The sequence below is a fragment of the Geoglobus sp. genome (genome assembly GCF_054018175.1).
Genome location: NZ_JBPLZQ010000046.1, coordinates 1 through 16,512 on the forward strand (window position 1 = coordinate 1; position 16,512 = coordinate 16,512).

Below are 16,512 nucleotides of genomic sequence, written 5' to 3' on the forward strand. Positions count from 1 at the left end.
TATTCCGGCAATTGAGAGGGTGGTGGAGAGTGTTGTTGGCGTGGAGAAGATTCCGAAGTACGCCTTCGGATTTGAAAAGGAGTTCATCTCCAGACGCAGGAAGAAGAAGAGGATGGAAAAGCTTAGAGAGCTTAAAAGGAGGATTGAACTGACTGGTGGTGAGTATGGAAGTTGAGGAGTTCATCGAAAGGGCCAATGCGGTTGTGGACACCGTATCCGAATTTTACGTCGGTAAGAGAGATCTTGTTGAGAAGATGCTTGCAGCATGCCTCTGTAACGGAAACGTTCTGTTCGAGGACTTTCCAGGACTCGGAAAGACTCTGCTGGCGAAGGTGTTCGCGAGGGCCATCGGTGCTGAGTTCACGAGAATCCAGTTCACCCCTGACCTTCTGCCGTCGGACATAACGGGAACCAAGGTGTTCAGGGACGGTAGGTTCGTTCTGCAGAAGGGGCCAATTTTTACCCACGTTCTCCTCGCAGACGAGATAAACAGGAGCCCACCGAAAACCCAGTCCGCTCTGCTGGAGGCGATGGAGGAGAGGCAGGTCACGATAGAGGGCGAAACGCTGAAACTTCCGGAACCGTTCTTCGTTCTGGCGACTCAGAATCCTGTCGAGCAGGAGGGGACGTACCCTCTGCCAGAGGCGCAGATAGACAGGTTCCTGATACGGCTCAGTCCTGGATATCCCGAGAGCGTCGAGGAGGAGATGGAGATACTCAGGAGGAGGCTTGCCTGGAAAAAAGACGATCCAACTTCGGACGTCAGTCCTGCCGTCACTCTTGACCAGTTTGTGGAAATGCAGCGCATGGTGGAGGATGTCTATGTGGACGACAAGATCCTGAGGTACATTGCAGACATAATCAGGGCCACGAGAAACCACGAAATGGTTGAGCTCGGTTCGAGTCCCAGAGGTGGACTGGCGATGCTGAAGATGAGCAGGGCTGTTGCACTAATGGACGGCAGGGACTTCGTGATTCCGGATGACGTCAAGAGGGTCGCGGTGGACTGCGTGTCCCACAGGGTAATGCTTAAATTGGAGTACGAAATTGAGGGGATTAAACAGGAAAAAATTGTTGAGGAAGTGGTCAGGGAAGTCCCCGTCCCCAAAGGTGATTGGAAATGAAGTTCGCAATACTCGTGGTTGGAAACGAGATCCTCAGCGGGGAGGTTGGAGAGAGCAACGCCAACTACATGGCAAAGAGGCTGACGATGCTCGGCCACAGGGTTGAGCGAATAGTGTTGGTTCCGGACAGGGTCGATGACATAGCGGAGGAGCTGAGAAGGCTCCTCAGATACGACTTCGTGTTCGTCAGCGGAGGGCTTGGAGCAACACACGACGACGTCACCGCGGAGGGGATCGCAGTCGCCCTCGGGAAGAGGCTCGTGTACAACGACACAGTCGAGAAACTCGTCAGAAGGTGGACGGACAAGAGGGAAGTGATAAGCAAGATCTCGAGAATCCCGGCTGGTTCTGAGGTGGTCGAGAACAGCGTTGGAGTTGCTCCGGCATTCGTGGTAGATAAGGTCGCTGCACTGCCGGGCGTTCCTAACGAGATGAAGGATACGTTCGAAAAGATAATCAGAAGGTTCTCGAAGGAGGACTACCACGTTGATTACCTGAGGATAGACGGGTATGAGGAAAACATAGTCAATCAGCTCCACAAGGTTGTGGAGAAGTATCCAGACGTTGAGATAGGGTCCTATCCCAAGCCAGGATACGTTCTCGTCAAGTTCTCTGGAAGGGACATGAAGAGGGTGGACGAGGCCAAGAAGTATCTGGAAAGCCTGCTGAAATGAGACCGTTCGTCTTTATAAACTCGGCAATGAGCTTAGACGGAAAGATAAGCAACGAAAGCAGAGAGCAGGTGAGAATATCTACCCCCGAGGATTTTGAGGTCGTCGACAGGTTGAGGGCCGAAAGCGACGCGGTAATGGTTGGCATCGGCACGGTTCTTTCGGACGATCCCAAGCTCACGGTCAAAAGCGAGCAGCTGAGAAGAAGGAGACTTGAATCCGGAATGTCTGAGAATCCGCTGAGAGTGGTCGTGGACAGCAGGGCGAGAATTCCTCTCAACGCCCAGGTGCTCAATCGAACTGCCGAAACCCTCGTTGCAGTGTCAGAGGAGGCCGACAGGAAAAAGCTGAGCGAGCTCGAGAGGAGGGCAAGGGTCTTCGTGTCTGGAAAGTCGAGAGTTGACCTCCCGTCACTTCTGGAGCACCTTTACTCCATTGGAGTCAGGAGGCTCATGGTGGAGGGCGGGAGCGAGCTCAACTACTCCCTCGTGAGGCTCGGACTGGTTGATGAGATAAGAGTATTTTACTCGGGGATCATCATCGGTGGAAGGCTGTCCCCAACTCTCGTCTCAGGAAGGTCCTTCGAAACGCCCATCCCGGCCAGACTGAAGTCCGTGGAGGTTCTGGGAAACGGCGTGGCTGTGGTCTGGGAGATGAAGCCAGCAAACCCTCGAAAGGTTTAATAATGCCAGCGTGCCATCTTCTGGCATGGTGTACGTTGTGGGGCACAAAAATCCCGATACTGACAGCATCTGTTCTGCCATTGCGTATGCAGAGCTCAAGAAGAGGCTCGGAGTTGATGCGAAGCCTGCAAGGCTTGGAGATGTGAATCCTGAAACCGCATTCGTACTCGAAAAGTTTGGATTCGACATTCCCGAGCTGATTCAGGATGGCGAGGGCAAAAAGTTCATTCTCGTAGACCACAGCGACAGGGCTCAGAGTGTGGACAACATCGACAGGGCCGAAATCGTGGAAATAATAGACCACCACAAGATAGGCGACATCACGACGCCAAACCCGATATTCTTCCTCGCCATGCCAGTTGGGTGTACTGCAACGGTCGTGAAGCTCCTCTACGACTACCACAACATCGAGATCTCCAAGGATATTGCGGGACTCCTCCTGTCCGCAATACTCAGTGACACGGTGATATTCAAGTCGGCAACCACGACAGAGAAAGACATCAAGGCTGCCGAGGAGCTTGCAAGAATTGCCGGGATTGCGGACATAAACACGTTCGGAGTACAGCTGAAGTCTAAGCTGTCGGATGTGGACAAGCTGACCGCAGAGGAGATAATCAAGAGGGACTTCAAGGACTTCGACATGAGTGGAAACAAGGTTGGAATAGGTCAGCTCGAGCTCGTGGACATAAAGATGATCGAGGACAGAATAGACGAGCTCATCGAGATGATGAGGGACATCAAGGAGGAGGGTGGTTACGCGGGAATATACCTGATGCTCACCGACATAATCAAGGAAGGAACCATGCTGCTTGCAGTTGTTGATGACGAGGGCGTAGTCGAAAAGGCATTTGGAAAGAAGCTCGAAAACAACCGCGTCTGGCTTGACAAGGTGATGAGCAGAAAGAAAGAGGTGGTTCCACCTCTCGAGTCGGCTTACTCCAGCTGATTCACCCCTCTTTTTTAAGCACCCGCGAAAACGTTATTTATACTCTGGAAGCATTCGCTCAGTAATGATAGGACGTGTACTCTACCCCACAGATTTCTCGCTGGCGTCGGAAGCCGGTACGTCGGTGCTTAAGGACCTGAAGGATGTCGGTGTTAGAGAGGTGGTGCTCCTCCACGTGATAGACCTGAACAGGCTAATAGGTCCGGTTTCAGGAATAGACATCCCTGCCGTTCTTCACGACTATGAAGACGAGACGAGACATAACCTCGAGAGGTTTGGGAAGAGGATAGAGGACATGGGGTTCGAGGTCACCGTGCTTGAACCGGTTGCTGGCGATCCAGCCTCCGTAATAGCGGACGTTGCCGTGGAGGTGAACGCAGATCTGATCGCGATACCCTCCCATGGAAAGGGGCTCATTTCCGGAATGCTGCTCGGCAGCGTTTCAGAGGGCGTGGTGAAAAAGAGCAGGGTACCTGTCCTCGTGATAAAGTTCATTTCCGAGGGTGGGGAGCTGAGAACACTCTTTGACCGGCTGTTCAGAAAAATACTCCTCGCCTACGATTTCTCGGAGAACAGCGAGGAGCTCGTCAGATATGTCCGGGAATTTGCAGTCAGGGGAGAAGCAGAAGAGGTTGTGGTAGTCCACGTCATCGAAAAGGGAGATGCGATTGACGATGAGAAAATGAGAAAGCTCGACGAGATAAAGAGAACGTTCCTGAATCACGGTATTAACTCGGAAACGATAATAGAGGCTGGAACACCATACAAGGAGATAGTCAGGATAGCAGAGGAAAAATCCGTGACAATGGTCGCCGTGTCCGCGAAGGGGGAGGGGTTGCTTAGAGCTCTTCTCGGTGGAACTGCGGATGGAGTTGTTAGGAGAAGCAGGGTTCCGGTACTGGTATGCAGGGGAGAATAACGCTCACGACGTCGAGAGACCCATCTCAGCGGACAAGGAGCTTCGCAAAGGTTATATCCAGGTACATGAACTGGTACTATCTGCAGAGAGGCAAGCAGAGCCTTGAAGACATCTTCGAGAGTCACGAGAAGCTGATAATCATCAGAGAAATCAAGGGAAACCCCGCGTTCATGGACATCTACGATGGAAGAAGGATCGTAATGTCTGTGAGAATGAACGTGGGCGTCATAGTCAAGGAAAAGATGGACGACAGCCCTGTTTACTTTGCAGGAGAGCCGCCATTCGATCCAGTGATCCTCGGTGCTCTGCCGAAGACGCACGCTGGAGAGAGGTTCGCGCTGAAACTCAGACCGAGGAAGGTCGTTTACGTCAGGAGAGGTGGGTACCTGGACTTCAGGTACGATGGCCGGAGAGTTCTAACCTTAAAGTTGCTGAGGGTGTATGAAGGGGACGATAAAGCTGAAGGGAAGAAAGGACTGGCTTGAGGTCCTCGCGAGAGTTTTCGTCGAGAGGCCGGAGGACAGGAGAAGCAGGGCGAAAGTTTATTTAACTCACGATGAGTTTGTGATAGAGATCGAAGCCTCGGATATAACCGCCCTCAGGGCGAGCATTAACGCGTACCTTAGGTTGATAAGGGCGTGTGTTGAAACCTTAGAGGTGATAGGTGATGGGTGAACTTCCACCACAGGTTCAGAATCTTGCGGCGCAGCTTCAGCAGGTTCAGCAGCAGCTGCAGCTGATACTCACTCAGAAGGCTCAGCTGGAGTCGCTTATAAAGGAGGCAAAGGACGCACTCGAAGAGCTTGAAAAGTCTGACAGCGACCACGCTTTCAAAGCGGTGGGTAACGTGCTCGTGAAGCTGAAAAAGGAGGACGTGGAGAAGGACCTCAAGGAGAAAATAGAAACGTACGAGGTCAGGAGGAACATGCTGGAACGGCAGGAAAACAAGCTGAAGGAGAAGCTCGCGGACCTTCAGGCCAAGCTGAAGTCAGCCATCAGTGTTCAGGCTGGCTAAAATTTTTTTGAGCACGTCCTCGTCGATGTCCCTGCCTATTCTCATAAATCTTCCGTCCCATGCGATGTAACCCCTCTCGAAAATCCACGCGTTCCTGAAGGGATACATCCTCTTCTTTTTCCCTCCAAGGCTCTTCAGGATGTCCTCGTCCACAGACACATCCCCGTTGAACCTGACGACGAAGGACAGATCGTCGCCGACAGACACGACGTTCTCACACCCACTCCTGAGAACACTCTGAAGCTCTGCAGGAGTTCCGGAGAACTTCCTCGCGATTCTGTACAGCCGCAGGATGTCCATCCAAAACCTTGAAATACTTACCAGCTTAAAAGCGTTTTGTGGAGCACTACTATGCGTTGATAGTAATGAAGTTCCTCGCAGGGATACTGCTCATATTCCTTTCCATATTCGCTCTTCTCGTGGACCTTCCAGTGCTCACTGCCATTGGCATGCTCGCGGGACTTTACCTTTCCGTCAGCGCCTATCGAGAAGGGAGCAGGTCCTGACCAGGTAGTAAACCTTGCACGAGTGCTCAACGAAGCTCGCCAGCTTGTAAGCCTCGTAAAAGTCGCTGCCAGCCGAATATATGCCGTGTCCCCTCACGACCGCGAAGCCTTTTTCTCTGATTTCCGAGGCAATTCTGACCGCAAGCTCCTCACTTCCGAATTCTCCCTCGATGAAACGGATTTCTCTGAGGAAAAGAGAACCCTCCAGGTCGAGAGGCACCACTCTGTCCTCCACCAGCGATATGGCAACGCTGTATGACCCGTGGCAGTGCAGAACGGCCCTGCTCTCAGTCATTTCATAAATCTTCTGGTGCACCAGCAGATCGGAGGACGCTTCCCCGCTGCTCTCACCCATGCTGACCTCAACGAAGTCGTCCGGTGTCAGCTCGTCGAGGATGCATCCCGTTCTTGTGATGGTTATTTTTGCTCCATTTCGGAAACTCAGGTTGCCACTCGAGCCGTCTATGAGGTGCTGCTCGGCGAGTTTCCTCCCGATCTTTATTGCCTGCTCGATCATGATTGCAGCAGTGTTCGCCAGCTTATTTGCATTTCGCCACAAAAAAGCTTATGAAAGATGCGACCAACTCGGATCGTGGGGTACCTGATCGCAGTTGAGGGTATAGATGGCGCGGGTAAAACGACGATTGCGGGGTACATAAAGAGCGTCCTCGAGGACTTCGGATTCAGAGTCGATGTTCTTAAGGAGCCAGGAGACAGCAAGTACGGCAGGGCAATAAAAAGCGCGAAAACCCGCTTCCCACCTGATAAGGAACTCGAACTGTTCATTCTTGACAGAATAGTCGATGTCCGGGAGAACATCCTTCCGAGGATAAACGCGTGCACAACCGTCGTAATGGACAGATACTACTACTCCAACGTTGCTTACCAGGGTGCCCTCGGTATAGATCCGGAGGAAATTCTGAGGAAGAACGAGGAAATTGCTCCCAAGCCTGATCTCACGGTACTACTCGACGTTTCCCCCGAAACCGCCCTCAGGAGGATCAGCACCAGGAAGGTCAGAACGCCCTTCGAGCAGAGGGAATACTTGGAGAGGGTCAGAGAAATATTCCTGAAGATAGATTCCGGGGAGATAAGGGTGGTGGATGCCGAGCAACCGCTCGAAAAGGTGAAGGAAGAGTGCTACTACCTGATACTCGACCTGATCTCATCAAGAGGATCCCTTTTCGAGGCAGGATTGAGAAAATACTGAAGGGAGATCAGACATCAATTTTCTCGAATGCTTTCAGGAGGTCCTTGTCGGAAATCATGCCGACGAATCTGTCGTTTGCGTCGAGAACGGGCAGGTAGTCGAGGTCGTTCCTGTCCATCTCCCTCGCGACCTTGGAGATCGGAGTCTGTGGCGTCGCAAATACCGGCTTCTTCATGAACTTCCTGACCGGGTCTTTTGGAAGCTTTACGACGCTCACCTCGAAGTACTTGACGGAGTAATCTCTTATTCCCTCCCACGCCCATGAGTCGTCGCTGTCACTCGAGGACGAGTACTCCCTCGACTCTATGAAGTCTTCTATGAGTGTTTCCGTGAGCAGGATCTTCTCGTCGATCAATCCAACAACCCTCGCCTCCTCATCAAGGACCGGACATGCTTCGGCGTTCGCGACCCTCATTATCTCTCCTGCAACGTTAAGCGGAGTATCCTGCCAAACGCAAACCGTCGAGTTCTGTATGTAGTCCTTTATCGGTATCTCAGCACCCACCTCGGCAAAAACCCTGACTATGTCCCTGACCGTGATAATCCCAACGAGTTTTCCGTCCTCGACGACGGGAAGCCTACTGAAAGCTGTTGACGTGAGTATTCTGACGACCTCCGACAGCTCGGTGTCGGGAGCCACATGAACGGGATCGGGAGTCATGAGCAGGGCGAGCTGATCCTCCTCTATCTTTCTCAGAATGTCCTTTCTCGTGACGATACCTACGAGCCTGCCCTCCTTGACAACCGGCACAGCCGAGATTTCGTGCTTCTTGAATAACTCGAGGACGTACTCTCTCGAATTCGGAAGCTCAGCGTAAATGACGTCCTGATTCATAATGTCCTTCGCCTTCATGACATGGCTTCCCATACCACAATGCAATAAATACTTTTCTGAGATTGTTTAAAAACCGGGATTAAAAGAGGAGAAGTTCAGCTCTGCTTCATCCTTTTCTTTCCGATCAGCGTCAGGTATGCAAGATACGCGTTGAGCTGGATCCTCTCGTGAGCCCCCTCGGTAAGGCGGAAGTCTATCTCGCCAAGCTTGTCGATCAGAACAACCTTCAGTGACTCGTCAAGCTTCGATGACAGAATCTCCCTGTAGAGCTGTGAGACTATGTCTTCCCCGCTCATTCCGTACTCTATCATGAGCCTGTCGAGGAATTCCCTCGCCTCCATGAAATTACCCTTGAGCGCAGTCTCTATGAGCTTTTCAACCTCTTCTGGCTTTGCGGTTGCGGTTATCTGATAGATCAGGTCTGCGGTGATCTTCTTTCCGAGTGCCGAGGCTCCCTGGAGAGCGTTAATTGCCTTCCTGAAGTCACCACCGGAAACGTAGATCAGGGCCTCGAGAGCTTCGTCATCGATTTCCACCCCTTCGTTCTCGCAGATCTCGAGGAGTCTCTTTTTCATCGCCTCCCTGGGTACGGGTCTGAACTTGAAGACCGCGCACCTGCTCTGAATGGGCTCAATTATCCTGCTGACGTAATTGCAGCTTAGGATGAACCTGCACGTTTTGGAGTACATCTCCATCGTCCTTCTGAGGGCCGCCTGAGCATCGGCTGTAAGCGCGTCCGCCTCATCGAGAAATATAACCTTGAACGGAGCGGATATGGGGGCAGTTCTGGCAAACTCCTTGATCTTGTGCCTGACGACGTCTATGCCCCTCTCGTCACTGGCGTTCATCTCGATGAAGTTGTCCTGCCACACGTCTCCGAAGAGGTCGCGGGCGAGCGCTATTGCGGTTGCGGTCTTTCCCGTTCCGGGAGGTCCGGAAAACAGGAGATGGGGGATGTTCTTCCTCTCGACGTAGCCCTTGAGCCTCTGAATGACTTCCTCCTGACCCACAACCTCGTCAAGTGTTTTGGGCCTGTACTTTTCAACCCAGATCTCTGTGTCCATCGCTACCTCATTCATCCCGGAATTTTAAAAACCTTCCGAGCAGTTCCAACCATCTCGTGTTGAGTGCACAGCACAATCCCGGTAGGGTATTATATACTGGACGCAGTTTTTCCTGTAAGGTGATATGAAATGGGTCTGCTGAGAGAGGAAGACAAGAAGTATCTGAGGGATGAGTTCGAGAAGTCGCTGAAGAACAAGGTCAGGCTGATTCTGTTCTCAAGCGAGGACGAGCACTGCATATACTGCAAGGACACAAAACAGCTCCTCGAAGAGGTCTCGGAGCTCTCCGGCAAAATCGAACTGGAGATCCACGACGTAAAGAGCGAGGAAGCGAAGAATCGGGGTGTCGAATTCGCTCCAACGATAGTAATCACAGACGAGAGCGATGAGCTTGACTCGAGGGTGAGGTTCACCGGGATTCCATCAGGCTACGAGTTCACAACCCTGATAAAGGACATAATATTCGTGTCGACCGGGCAGTTGGAGATAAGCGAGGAAACGATTAAGGAGCTGAAAAACCTGAAGAGCAACCTCAAGATAGAGGTCTACGTAACTCCGAGCTGTCCGTACTGTCCCAGAGCCGTTCTGGTGGCCCACCAGTTCGCAATGATTAGCGAGAGGATTACTGCCGAGATGGTGGAGAGCATGGAGTTTCCGAGCCTCGCGGACAAATGGGGGGTAATGGGGGTCCCGCACACGGTCATCAAGAACCTCGACAAGGGCAACGTCGTCCAGTTCGTTGGCGCGTATCCGGAAACCCACGTGATTAACTTCGTCAAGGACGCCGATGAAGGGAAAGAGGTCGACATGAGGTAGTTTTCCATTTCCCAATTTTTCCTGCAACTGAAAACACGCCAATAACTATTTAAATTTGTAGCCGGAACTTAGGGAACAATGGAAGAGTTCGAAGAGATAATTGAAATCGAGATTGATGAGGAGGAATTTGAGAGCGAGGATGATGTGAGACTCACTGAGATTTACAAGCTCGCCGTAAAGCTTCTCGAACACCTGGACAGGCTCAAAAGCCAGGAGCTTAAAGAGGCGACATCTCTCATGATAATACGGGAACTCCTCGCTGACGATAGAGTTCTCATAGGGCTTGCGGGCAAGATGATTCAGGACCTGAGCCTCGGTTACGAGGACGACCCTACGTATTCGTCCTGAGTCAATTTTAGCCGCAGGGAAAAATATTTTAATTTCTTTGTATTCGTTTATATGTGGAGTCAAGAAAACTTCAGCTGATTGGTGGCTCCAGCTACATGGTCAGCCTGCCGAAGAGCTGGATAAAGAAGAACAACCTCGACCAGGGAGACGAGATTCTCCTCGACATCGATAACGACATCATCAAGCTGATGCCGAAGAAGTACACGGAGGAGCACAGAGTTGTCAAGGCTGTCGTCGGAAAACTCCCGAAGTACGACGAGAGCTTTCTGAGGAGGTTCATAATTGCACTGTACATACAGGGCCTGGATGAGATAGTCATTCAGGACAAGGTGATATCCCCGAAGGTCGTCGGCAGAATAAGCAGGATAGTTCACGACGTTATCGGCATGGAGGTCATAGACGCTGGAGAGGACAGGATAGTCCTGAGGAGCCTCACGACCACCGAGTTTGACATTGAGGGAGTCCTGAAGAGGATGTCCCAGATCATCAGCGGAATAATGGAGAGCATAGTGGACAGCATAAGGATCGACGACAGGGAGGGGCTTAAGGAGATAGCGAAGCTTGAGGAGGACACTGACAGGCTGTACATGCTCGCCGTCAGGCTCGAGAACAGGATAATCAGGGACATGATGTCTCCCTCCAAGTGGAGCGAGATGAGGAACATACTCGGGATGAGAATAGTGGCGAAAACCCTCGAGGAGATTGCGGACTCGCTTTACGACTTCTCCGAGAACCTGTATTCTGCTGAGAACTACGACGAAATTGCGGGCAATTACGTGGAAATGATGCTGAACGTCGGGGACATGTTCTCCAAGGTCATGCTCGCCTACGTGAACTCTGAAGTTGAAAAGGCCAACGAGGTCATGGAAATGTCTCACGAGCTCGAGGAGGAGCTGCTGGCAAAGATAAGGGAAGGCTCCGAAAACCCGCTGCTAATATATCCGCTGATAGACGTTTGCAGGAAGATAAAGAGCATAGGGGAGATAGCAATAAACAGGGGAGTCAGGGAGCTCATAAACGGTTAACCAAGCTCCTTTTCCACATCCTTTATGTTGTCGTACAGTTCCGGCAGGAAGAGGCCGACGTCCGTCACTATACCTATGGCCTGATGGCTGCCCCTGTCCACCAGCTTCGTAACGGTTGATGGATTTGCATCAACGCATATCGTTTTCACGGTGGAGGGGAGCAGATTTCCGACCGCAATGCTGTGGAGCATTGAAGCGAGCATTATCACCATGCTCACGCCCTTGAGTGCCTGCTTCATCGCCTTCTTCGCCTCCATTGTGTCTGTTATCACCTCCGGGAGGGGGCCATCGTCTCTTATGGAGCCTGCCAGAACGAACGGAACATTGTTCCTGACGCACTCGTACATAATCCCGTCCTTAACGATCCCCATTTCGACAGCGTTCCTTATTCCTCCAGCGGCGATGATCTTGCTGATCGTGTGGATGTGGTGTCTGTTTCCACCTGGAACCGGCCTCCCCGTCTTCACATCCATTCCGAGAGATGTCCCGAAAATCGATATCTCCATGTCGTGGACTGCAAGAGCGTTGCCCGAAAGGAGCACGTCCACGTAGCCATCCCTTATCATGCTCGCCAGCGCATCCCTTGCGCCCGTGTGGTCGACAGCGGGGCCTGCAACGACCGCGATCTTTCCACCACTTCTCTTGAGCGTGACTATCTCCCTCGCGATGGCCCTTATTACGTTCGGCGTTGGTCGCTCAGTTGACACGTGCCCGCCCATGAATTCGAATGTTGACGACTTCCTCGGTCTCTCGGGTGGGATCACCTTGACGCCCTTCTCACCCACCACTATCCTGTCGCCCTTCTTCACCTCATTTAGAAACCTGCAGTACGCCCTCCTGCTCTCGACATCTACGACAACCACCCTGTCCATCCCTATGTCCTCGACCTCGATCCACTCGCCGTTGAGCCTTATAAACGTTGGATTGTTCGTGGTTACGTAGAACCCGTCGGGTAGAACCTTGTCGTCTGGAGCCTCGGCGAGCTCGACATCCTCAGCATCCGGGATTCTCGCGCCAAGCTTGTGCAGCTCTTTCATTATCTCGCCAAGGTGAGCTTCGTCCCTGCCGAAAACGATCATTCTCGCGTAGCTCTTGTCCTCCTTCCTCTTGCCGATTCTGAATTCAATTATCTCGAACTCCCCGTCAAGGTCGAGAATGATGTCAAGAACCCTCGGAAAGATGTTTGAGTCGATGAGGTGTCCTTCAAACTCCACTTCTCTTGCAATCATAATCCAAGAGCAGAATGGCACAATAAAAATTTTCCGAGAAGAAAATGTGGGTGTCAGAGGTTTCTCTCGACCCACCTCTTCAATTCCGCTTTCGGCAGAGCGCCAACGACCTTGTCGACGGGCCTGCCGTTCTTGAAGAATATCAGAGTTGGAATTCCGGTTATTCCATACCTTCCAGCTATCATCGGGTTTTCGTCGGTGTTCAGCTTGGCAAATACGACCTTGCCCGCATACTCCTTCGCAAGCTGCTCGATGATCGGGGCGATCATCCTGCACGGCATGCACCACTCGGCCCAGAAGTCCACGACCACGTTCTTGTGCTTCGACAGAACCTCATCGAAGTTGCCCGCATCGACCTTCACCGGATGATCGATTACCTCGTGTCTCACCTGCTCACCCTGCCCGCCCATCTTCTGCATGAGCTCCATCATCCTCTTCTGTCTTATTTTCTCCAGTTCGTCCATGGTTCACACTCTCTGCGAACGTTACTTTAAGGCTTTTCGGAGGAGTGAAGTCGTCATCAATTACAATAACACCCATGTCCCTCGCGCACCTGTAGAAGTCATCCTCAATGACGTTCAGCCACGTCTTGGTGTGATCGAAAAACGACTTTCGTATGACCCTGAATTTCCTGTCGTTCACCACAACCCTCTCGCAGTTTCTTGCAATTTCTCTCCTAAGCCTCCACCTCGCAATTTTCCTGTTCTGCACCTCATATATCGCCCTTTCAACGTCTGTTCCGTCCAGAACCGCTTTGAGAACAATCTCGGTTATGTGGTTGATCCTGTCCGGAACGCCAACCACATCTCCCTTCAGCAGGATCTTCCTCCTCACGACTTTGAAGCCGTTCTCAACCAGTCTCCGGTAAATGATCTCCGTCGTCCCGGCCTTGTTTCCCACCTTGTCCACTATCCCACCGATAATGTAGCAATCTGTCCTCTCACCGCTGAAGACCTGTTCAGCATTGGGGTCGAGCAGGATCACTCTCTGGAACTCTTTCTCCTTCAAAAATTCCTCCACGGAACTGTAGTGGAGGGCTGACGTTGGGGTGCTCATGCCGGCCACGACGAGCCTGCCGTCCCACATGTACTTCCTGACGACCGAGAGTGTTTTCTGGATCTGGTTGATCAGACTCTTCAGCTCTTTCTCTATGTGTATGTCCTTCAGGGAGCAGTCGATGACGATGTACGGGAAGCGGGAAAGGTCCTCCTCTATCTCCTCAGCACTCATTCCGCTTTCGAACTTCCATGCGATGTACCTGCAGCTGTCCACTCTGTTTCCCTCGAGGTCGAAGCGGTACCGGCCCTCGCCCTCCCGTATCCTGAACTCTCCCGCGGCAAACTTTCTTGCGATGTACTGCAGGGGCTCCTCGTCAAGAACCTTTCGAGAATTGGTTGATATGCACTCGATACCTCTCGACCTGAGGAACCTGACAAAGACATCCCTCAATCGCACGGATGGTGTGAGAAGATGGAGAATAAAAGCTTAATGGGAATTCACCCGAAAACCTCTCTGACGTCCTCGTCGCTCAGATTCAGCTCGTTTTTCAGCATCTCAAGCTTTTCGTCACAGAAGTTCACGAACCTGAAGTACTCCTCATCTTCTATTTTTCCCTCTCTGAGGAGGAGCGTTGCGTAGCTGTCCACAATTTCCAGGTCGTCTTTAAAGAGGAAATACGCAGAAACGTCCCCAACTTCAACGTATCTCCTGTACCACCTCTCAACAGTGTCCATCAGCACTCCAATCTCAGAATTCAAGACTCCCACACCCCTTCGCGCCGCTAACTACTGCCTCGTAGATTGGACATTTCCTGCACTTCTCTCCATCGGGCTCGCCTTCGATGCACTCGACTCCGGGATCATAAAGGCACTCGGCCATATGGAACCTTTTCGAAAATAAAATTAAGGGTTTTTGAGGTTTTTCACTCCCTTTTCTCAAACCACTTGCAGCTCTTCACGATCGTGTACTTGCTCACGCACCAGTAAAATGGCCAGTGGATTATCTTGCAGTATCCTATGAGATCTGCTGGCGGAAACTTGGTGTTCGGGATTACCGGCTTCATCCACTTGCAGTCCTTGCAAATGTGCGGGAACTGTTTGACGAACTCCTCCTGCTCCGGAGTCCAGACAGCAGGCTTGGGACCCGCGTCTTCCGGAAAGCTGAACTCAACACCGGTGTGCGAACTCATCCGGCATCACTCCTCCTTCTTGAACCTGCCGTAAACCGGCTTTCCGGGATACTCGTCCCTGCCCCAAACGTCAAGTCCCTTCCTCCTGTCGATCCACGCGAACCTCCTGCTCTCAATTATGCCCGCCTTGAGCGGCTGGTTCGGCTTGGCCCTTATGAACTTGCCCCTCAGGTTCTCGGTTCTCGTTCTGGCCTTTCCTGTGTAGGTGCTCGGATCCCTCATCAGCCCGTAGAACGGCCTCGTCTTTCCAGGAGTTCCTACCTTTATTGCCTCGTAACCTCTTCCCGGATTGTCAGCGTACAGGGGAAGCACGTCAGGCTCTTCATCCACCTCAGTCGGCCCATCGACGAGCCTGCCGTTCACGAACCTGAACCTCGCAACCCTGTCGCAGCCCGCACACTTCACCTTGCCCTCGAAGTTCCAGAAGTAATAGGGATCCAGGTAGTTCACCCAACCACACTCATGCTCCCAGTAATAAACCACCTTCACCACCCCCTTCAGATCACTCCCTTCTCCCAGAGCTCCTTCAGCTTGGGTATCGGGTAGCCGAGCAGCTCGTGGTAGATCCTGAGGTTGTCCGCTCCGAGTGGCCTCCAGACCCACTTGATCCTCGGTGGGGTCTCGCTCATCTTCACGGTAGCACCGTGGACGAGCACCTCTCCGAATATCGGATCATCCACCCATCTGAGCGTGCCCCTCTCCCAGAAGTGCTCGCACTCGTAAACGTCCCTCGCGGACATGACTGGAACTGCTATCAGTCCCGCGTTGTTCAGTATCTCCACGACCTCGCTCCTGGACTTGTCGGCAGCCCACTCCTCAAGGGCCCTGTAGATCTCTATCTGAGCCTCCGGCTTCACCCTCTCTTTATGGGAGCAGTACTTCTCCCACAGATCGGGTCTGCCAATCAGGTAGCAGAGCTCCCTGAAGTCCTCGTCCTGGAACGCTGAAACCATCACGTACCTGCTCTCAACGCTTATCTGCGGGTTGGGGTGCTCGGGGTCGTCTGTCCTGCCGGTCATGATTATGCCGTGAACCGAGAGCAGGGTGTCCCAGTTGCCCCACCTCTGCCTGACAACTCCAAACCTGCCGTAGAGCGGGAAAGCATAACCTGTAGCCCTCGTGGAGCAGCTTATCTGGCTCAGGTCTATGAAAGTCCCCTCCCCGGTCTTCCTCCTGTAGTGGGCAGCTGCCAGAACTCCTATCAGCCCGGTAAGGCCGGAGTACCAGTCTATGAGCCAGTTGGTCTGCTTTGTCGGGTGTCCTCCAAAGTCCTCGTGCCACCCGGTGAGAGCTGCGAGACCTCCAACCGCCTGTCCGAGGATATCGTAGCTTCCACCGTACCTCCTCGGCCCGTAGTTTCCGAAACCTCCGAGGTAGATGTATATGAGCCTCGGGTTAACCTCCTTGAGCTGAGGGTAGCCGATTCCCCACCTGTAGAACGTTCCCGGCCTGTAGCACTCGGCCATGCTGTCCGAAATCCTTATGAGGTCGTAGTAGAGCTCCTTCGCCTCGGGAGCGTGGTAGTCGAGGGTTATGAAGTACTTGTTGTCGTTCGCATGCAGGTACCCCATTCCAGTTCCGACCTGCGGTCTGTGGTCGGTTTCGGGCCAGAGGTAAGCTTCGTTGAAAGGCGATGTGTGCCTCATCGGGTCTCCGAGCTTCGGCATCTCGACCTTGATAACTTCGGCCCCGAACTCAGCGAGAGTGGCGCCGACGTGCGGAGAGAGGATGTACATTGTAGAGGATATGTGCCTCCACCCCTTCAGGGCCTCAGGTTTTTCCCACGTTTTTTCAGGGTCGAAAACCTTTCTGCAGTACTCCTCGAACGGGATCTTTTCCATGTCCTCTCCGGTTACAGGATCTCTGTCAAATGGTGGTTCGAAACTCCAGCTTCCCGGAGGATTGGGATCCCAAACCTTTCTGTCCATCCACC

25 protein-coding genes are annotated in these 16,512 nt (G+C 52.5%); 13 read left to right on the forward strand and 12 right to left on the reverse strand.

Translation table 11 applies throughout. The features are described from left to right. Positions 1 to 164 precede the first annotated feature (164 nt). The 8 genes from ACXJJC_RS03495 to ACXJJC_RS03530 all read left to right on the forward strand — a co-directional run bounded on the left by ACXJJC_RS03495 (position 165) and on the right by ACXJJC_RS03530 (position 5,358). Entirely contained in the window at positions 165 to 1,124 is a 960-nt protein-coding gene (locus ACXJJC_RS03495) for an AAA family ATPase (protein WP_456369443.1), read from the forward strand. After that, positions 1,121 to 1,798 (forward strand): competence/damage-inducible protein A, encoded by a 678-nt coding sequence (locus tag ACXJJC_RS03500; RefSeq protein WP_456369444.1) that lies wholly within the window; start codon positions 1,121 to 1,123, stop codon positions 1,796 to 1,798. Before ACXJJC_RS03495 ends, ACXJJC_RS03500 begins: the two co-directional genes overlap by 4 nt. Further along, on the forward strand, positions 1,795 to 2,478 hold the full coding sequence (locus tag ACXJJC_RS03505) for a 2,5-diamino-6-(ribosylamino)-4(3H)-pyrimidinone 5'-phosphate reductase (protein WP_456369445.1): 684 nt from the start codon (positions 1,795 to 1,797) through the stop codon (positions 2,476 to 2,478). The genes ACXJJC_RS03500 and ACXJJC_RS03505 overlap by 4 nt, the downstream gene beginning before the upstream one ends. Positions 2,479 to 2,503: 25 nt before the next feature. Beyond that, the gene (locus ACXJJC_RS03510; protein WP_456369446.1) at positions 2,504 to 3,424 is read left to right on the forward strand and encodes a manganese-dependent inorganic pyrophosphatase; all 921 of its coding nucleotides are present in this window, start codon (positions 2,504 to 2,506) and stop codon (positions 3,422 to 3,424) included. A gap of 64 nt (positions 3,425 to 3,488) precedes the next feature. After that, positions 3,489 to 4,343: a universal stress protein gene (locus ACXJJC_RS03515; protein WP_456369447.1), complete on the forward strand. Its 855-nt coding sequence runs from the start codon at positions 3,489 to 3,491 to the stop codon at positions 4,341 to 4,343. Further along, entirely contained in the window at positions 4,328 to 4,828 is a 501-nt protein-coding gene (locus tag ACXJJC_RS03520) for a Brix domain-containing protein (protein WP_456369448.1), read from the forward strand. Before ACXJJC_RS03515 ends, ACXJJC_RS03520 begins: the two co-directional genes overlap by 16 nt. Next, complete coding sequence (locus tag ACXJJC_RS03525; RefSeq protein WP_456369449.1) at positions 4,785 to 5,018, forward strand: KEOPS complex subunit Pcc1; 234 nt, start codon at positions 4,785 to 4,787, stop codon at positions 5,016 to 5,018. Before ACXJJC_RS03520 ends, ACXJJC_RS03525 begins: the two co-directional genes overlap by 44 nt. Next, positions 5,011 to 5,358 (forward strand): prefoldin subunit beta, encoded by a 348-nt coding sequence (locus tag ACXJJC_RS03530; protein WP_456369450.1) that lies wholly within the window; start codon positions 5,011 to 5,013, stop codon positions 5,356 to 5,358. Before ACXJJC_RS03525 ends, ACXJJC_RS03530 begins: the two co-directional genes overlap by 8 nt. On the opposite strand, the gene ACXJJC_RS03535 is transcribed toward ACXJJC_RS03530, so the two are convergent. Beyond that, positions 5,332 to 5,658, reverse strand: a complete 327-nt coding sequence (locus tag ACXJJC_RS03535; protein ID WP_456369451.1) for a hypothetical protein — start codon at positions 5,656 to 5,658, stop codon at positions 5,332 to 5,334. The two genes, ACXJJC_RS03530 and ACXJJC_RS03535, sit on opposite strands and share 27 nt — an antisense overlap. Positions 5,659 to 5,696: 38 nt before the next feature. On the opposite strand from ACXJJC_RS03535, the gene ACXJJC_RS03540 reads away from it, so the two are divergent. Beyond that, positions 5,697 to 5,864 carry a hypothetical protein gene (locus ACXJJC_RS03540; RefSeq protein WP_456369452.1) on the forward strand — a complete coding sequence of 56 codons (168 nt, stop codon included), beginning with the start codon at positions 5,697 to 5,699 and terminating at the stop codon, positions 5,862 to 5,864. Here the strand turns inward: ACXJJC_RS03540 and ACXJJC_RS03545 are convergent. Further along, positions 5,833 to 6,381, reverse strand: coding sequence for a class II aldolase/adducin family protein (locus ACXJJC_RS03545; RefSeq protein WP_456369453.1), 549 nt, complete (start codon positions 6,379 to 6,381; stop codon positions 5,833 to 5,835). The genes ACXJJC_RS03540 and ACXJJC_RS03545 overlap by 32 nt on opposite strands. Positions 6,382 to 6,438: 57 nt before the next feature. Between ACXJJC_RS03545 and tmk the strand changes: the two genes are divergently transcribed. After that, complete coding sequence (tmk, locus tag ACXJJC_RS03550) at positions 6,439 to 7,074, forward strand: dTMP kinase (RefSeq protein WP_456369454.1); 636 nt, start codon at positions 6,439 to 6,441, stop codon at positions 7,072 to 7,074. A 7-nt stretch (positions 7,075 to 7,081) separates the two neighbouring features. On the opposite strand, the gene ACXJJC_RS03555 is transcribed toward tmk, so the two are convergent. Together ACXJJC_RS03555 and ACXJJC_RS03560 are read right to left on the reverse strand one after the other, a co-directional pair. Continuing rightward, positions 7,082 to 7,927, reverse strand: a complete 846-nt coding sequence (locus tag ACXJJC_RS03555) for a CBS domain-containing protein (RefSeq protein WP_456369455.1) — start codon at positions 7,925 to 7,927, stop codon at positions 7,082 to 7,084. Positions 7,928 to 8,004: 77 nt separating this feature from the next. Then, positions 8,005 to 8,973 (reverse strand): replication factor C small subunit, encoded by a 969-nt coding sequence (locus ACXJJC_RS03560; protein ID WP_456369456.1) that lies wholly within the window; start codon positions 8,971 to 8,973, stop codon positions 8,005 to 8,007. A 129-nt stretch (positions 8,974 to 9,102) separates the two neighbouring features. Here ACXJJC_RS03560 and pdo point away from each other — a divergent pair, with 129 nt between their 5' ends. The 3 genes from pdo (at position 9,103) to ACXJJC_RS03575 (ending at position 11,162) form a co-directional block, all read left to right on the forward strand. Next, a complete protein-coding gene (gene pdo / locus ACXJJC_RS03565) occupies positions 9,103 to 9,789 on the forward strand; it encodes a protein disulfide oxidoreductase (protein WP_456369457.1) in 687 nt (228 codons plus the stop codon). 78 nt (positions 9,790 to 9,867) lie between these two features. Further along, complete coding sequence (locus ACXJJC_RS03570) at positions 9,868 to 10,137, forward strand: hypothetical protein (protein WP_456369458.1); 270 nt, start codon at positions 9,868 to 9,870, stop codon at positions 10,135 to 10,137. 53 nt (positions 10,138 to 10,190) lie between these two features. After that, the gene (locus ACXJJC_RS03575) at positions 10,191 to 11,162 is read left to right on the forward strand and encodes an AbrB/MazE/SpoVT family DNA-binding domain-containing protein (RefSeq protein ID WP_456369459.1); all 972 of its coding nucleotides are present in this window, start codon (positions 10,191 to 10,193) and stop codon (positions 11,160 to 11,162) included. Here the strand turns inward: ACXJJC_RS03575 and ACXJJC_RS03580 are convergent. Genes ACXJJC_RS03580 through ACXJJC_RS03615 form a run of 8 tightly spaced genes read right to left on the reverse strand, consistent with a single transcriptional unit; the run spans position 11,159 to position 16,507 of the window. Further along, positions 11,159 to 12,391: an ornithine cyclodeaminase, nickel-pincer nucleotide-dependent gene (locus ACXJJC_RS03580; RefSeq protein ID WP_456369460.1), complete on the reverse strand. Its 1,233-nt coding sequence runs from the start codon at positions 12,389 to 12,391 to the stop codon at positions 11,159 to 11,161. The two genes, ACXJJC_RS03575 and ACXJJC_RS03580, sit on opposite strands and share 4 nt — an antisense overlap. A gap of 53 nt (positions 12,392 to 12,444) precedes the next feature. Continuing rightward, positions 12,445 to 12,855: a thioredoxin gene (gene trxA, locus ACXJJC_RS03585; protein ID WP_456369461.1), complete on the reverse strand. Its 411-nt coding sequence runs from the start codon at positions 12,853 to 12,855 to the stop codon at positions 12,445 to 12,447. Beyond that, positions 12,785 to 13,846 (reverse strand): tRNA (guanine-N1)-methyltransferase, encoded by a 1,062-nt coding sequence (locus ACXJJC_RS03590; RefSeq protein ID WP_456369462.1) that lies wholly within the window; start codon positions 13,844 to 13,846, stop codon positions 12,785 to 12,787. The genes trxA and ACXJJC_RS03590 overlap by 71 nt, the downstream gene beginning before the upstream one ends. Positions 13,847 to 13,887: 41 nt before the next feature. Continuing rightward, entirely contained in the window at positions 13,888 to 14,148 is a 261-nt protein-coding gene (locus ACXJJC_RS03595; RefSeq protein WP_456369463.1) for a hypothetical protein, read from the reverse strand. Beyond that, positions 14,138 to 14,269, reverse strand: a complete 132-nt coding sequence (locus ACXJJC_RS03600) for a hypothetical protein (RefSeq protein WP_456369464.1) — start codon at positions 14,267 to 14,269, stop codon at positions 14,138 to 14,140. The genes ACXJJC_RS03595 and ACXJJC_RS03600 overlap by 11 nt, the downstream gene beginning before the upstream one ends. 43 nt (positions 14,270 to 14,312) lie before the next feature. Next, positions 14,313 to 14,579 (reverse strand): hypothetical protein, encoded by a 267-nt coding sequence (locus tag ACXJJC_RS03605; protein WP_456369465.1) that lies wholly within the window; start codon positions 14,577 to 14,579, stop codon positions 14,313 to 14,315. A gap of 6 nt (positions 14,580 to 14,585) precedes the next feature. After that, positions 14,586 to 15,068: a hypothetical protein gene (locus ACXJJC_RS03610; RefSeq protein ID WP_456369466.1), complete on the reverse strand. Its 483-nt coding sequence runs from the start codon at positions 15,066 to 15,068 to the stop codon at positions 14,586 to 14,588. An 8-nt stretch (positions 15,069 to 15,076) separates the two neighbouring features. Beyond that, entirely contained in the window at positions 15,077 to 16,507 is a 1,431-nt protein-coding gene (locus ACXJJC_RS03615) for a CaiB/BaiF CoA transferase family protein (RefSeq protein WP_456369467.1), read from the reverse strand. Positions 16,508 to 16,512 lie beyond the last annotated feature (5 nt).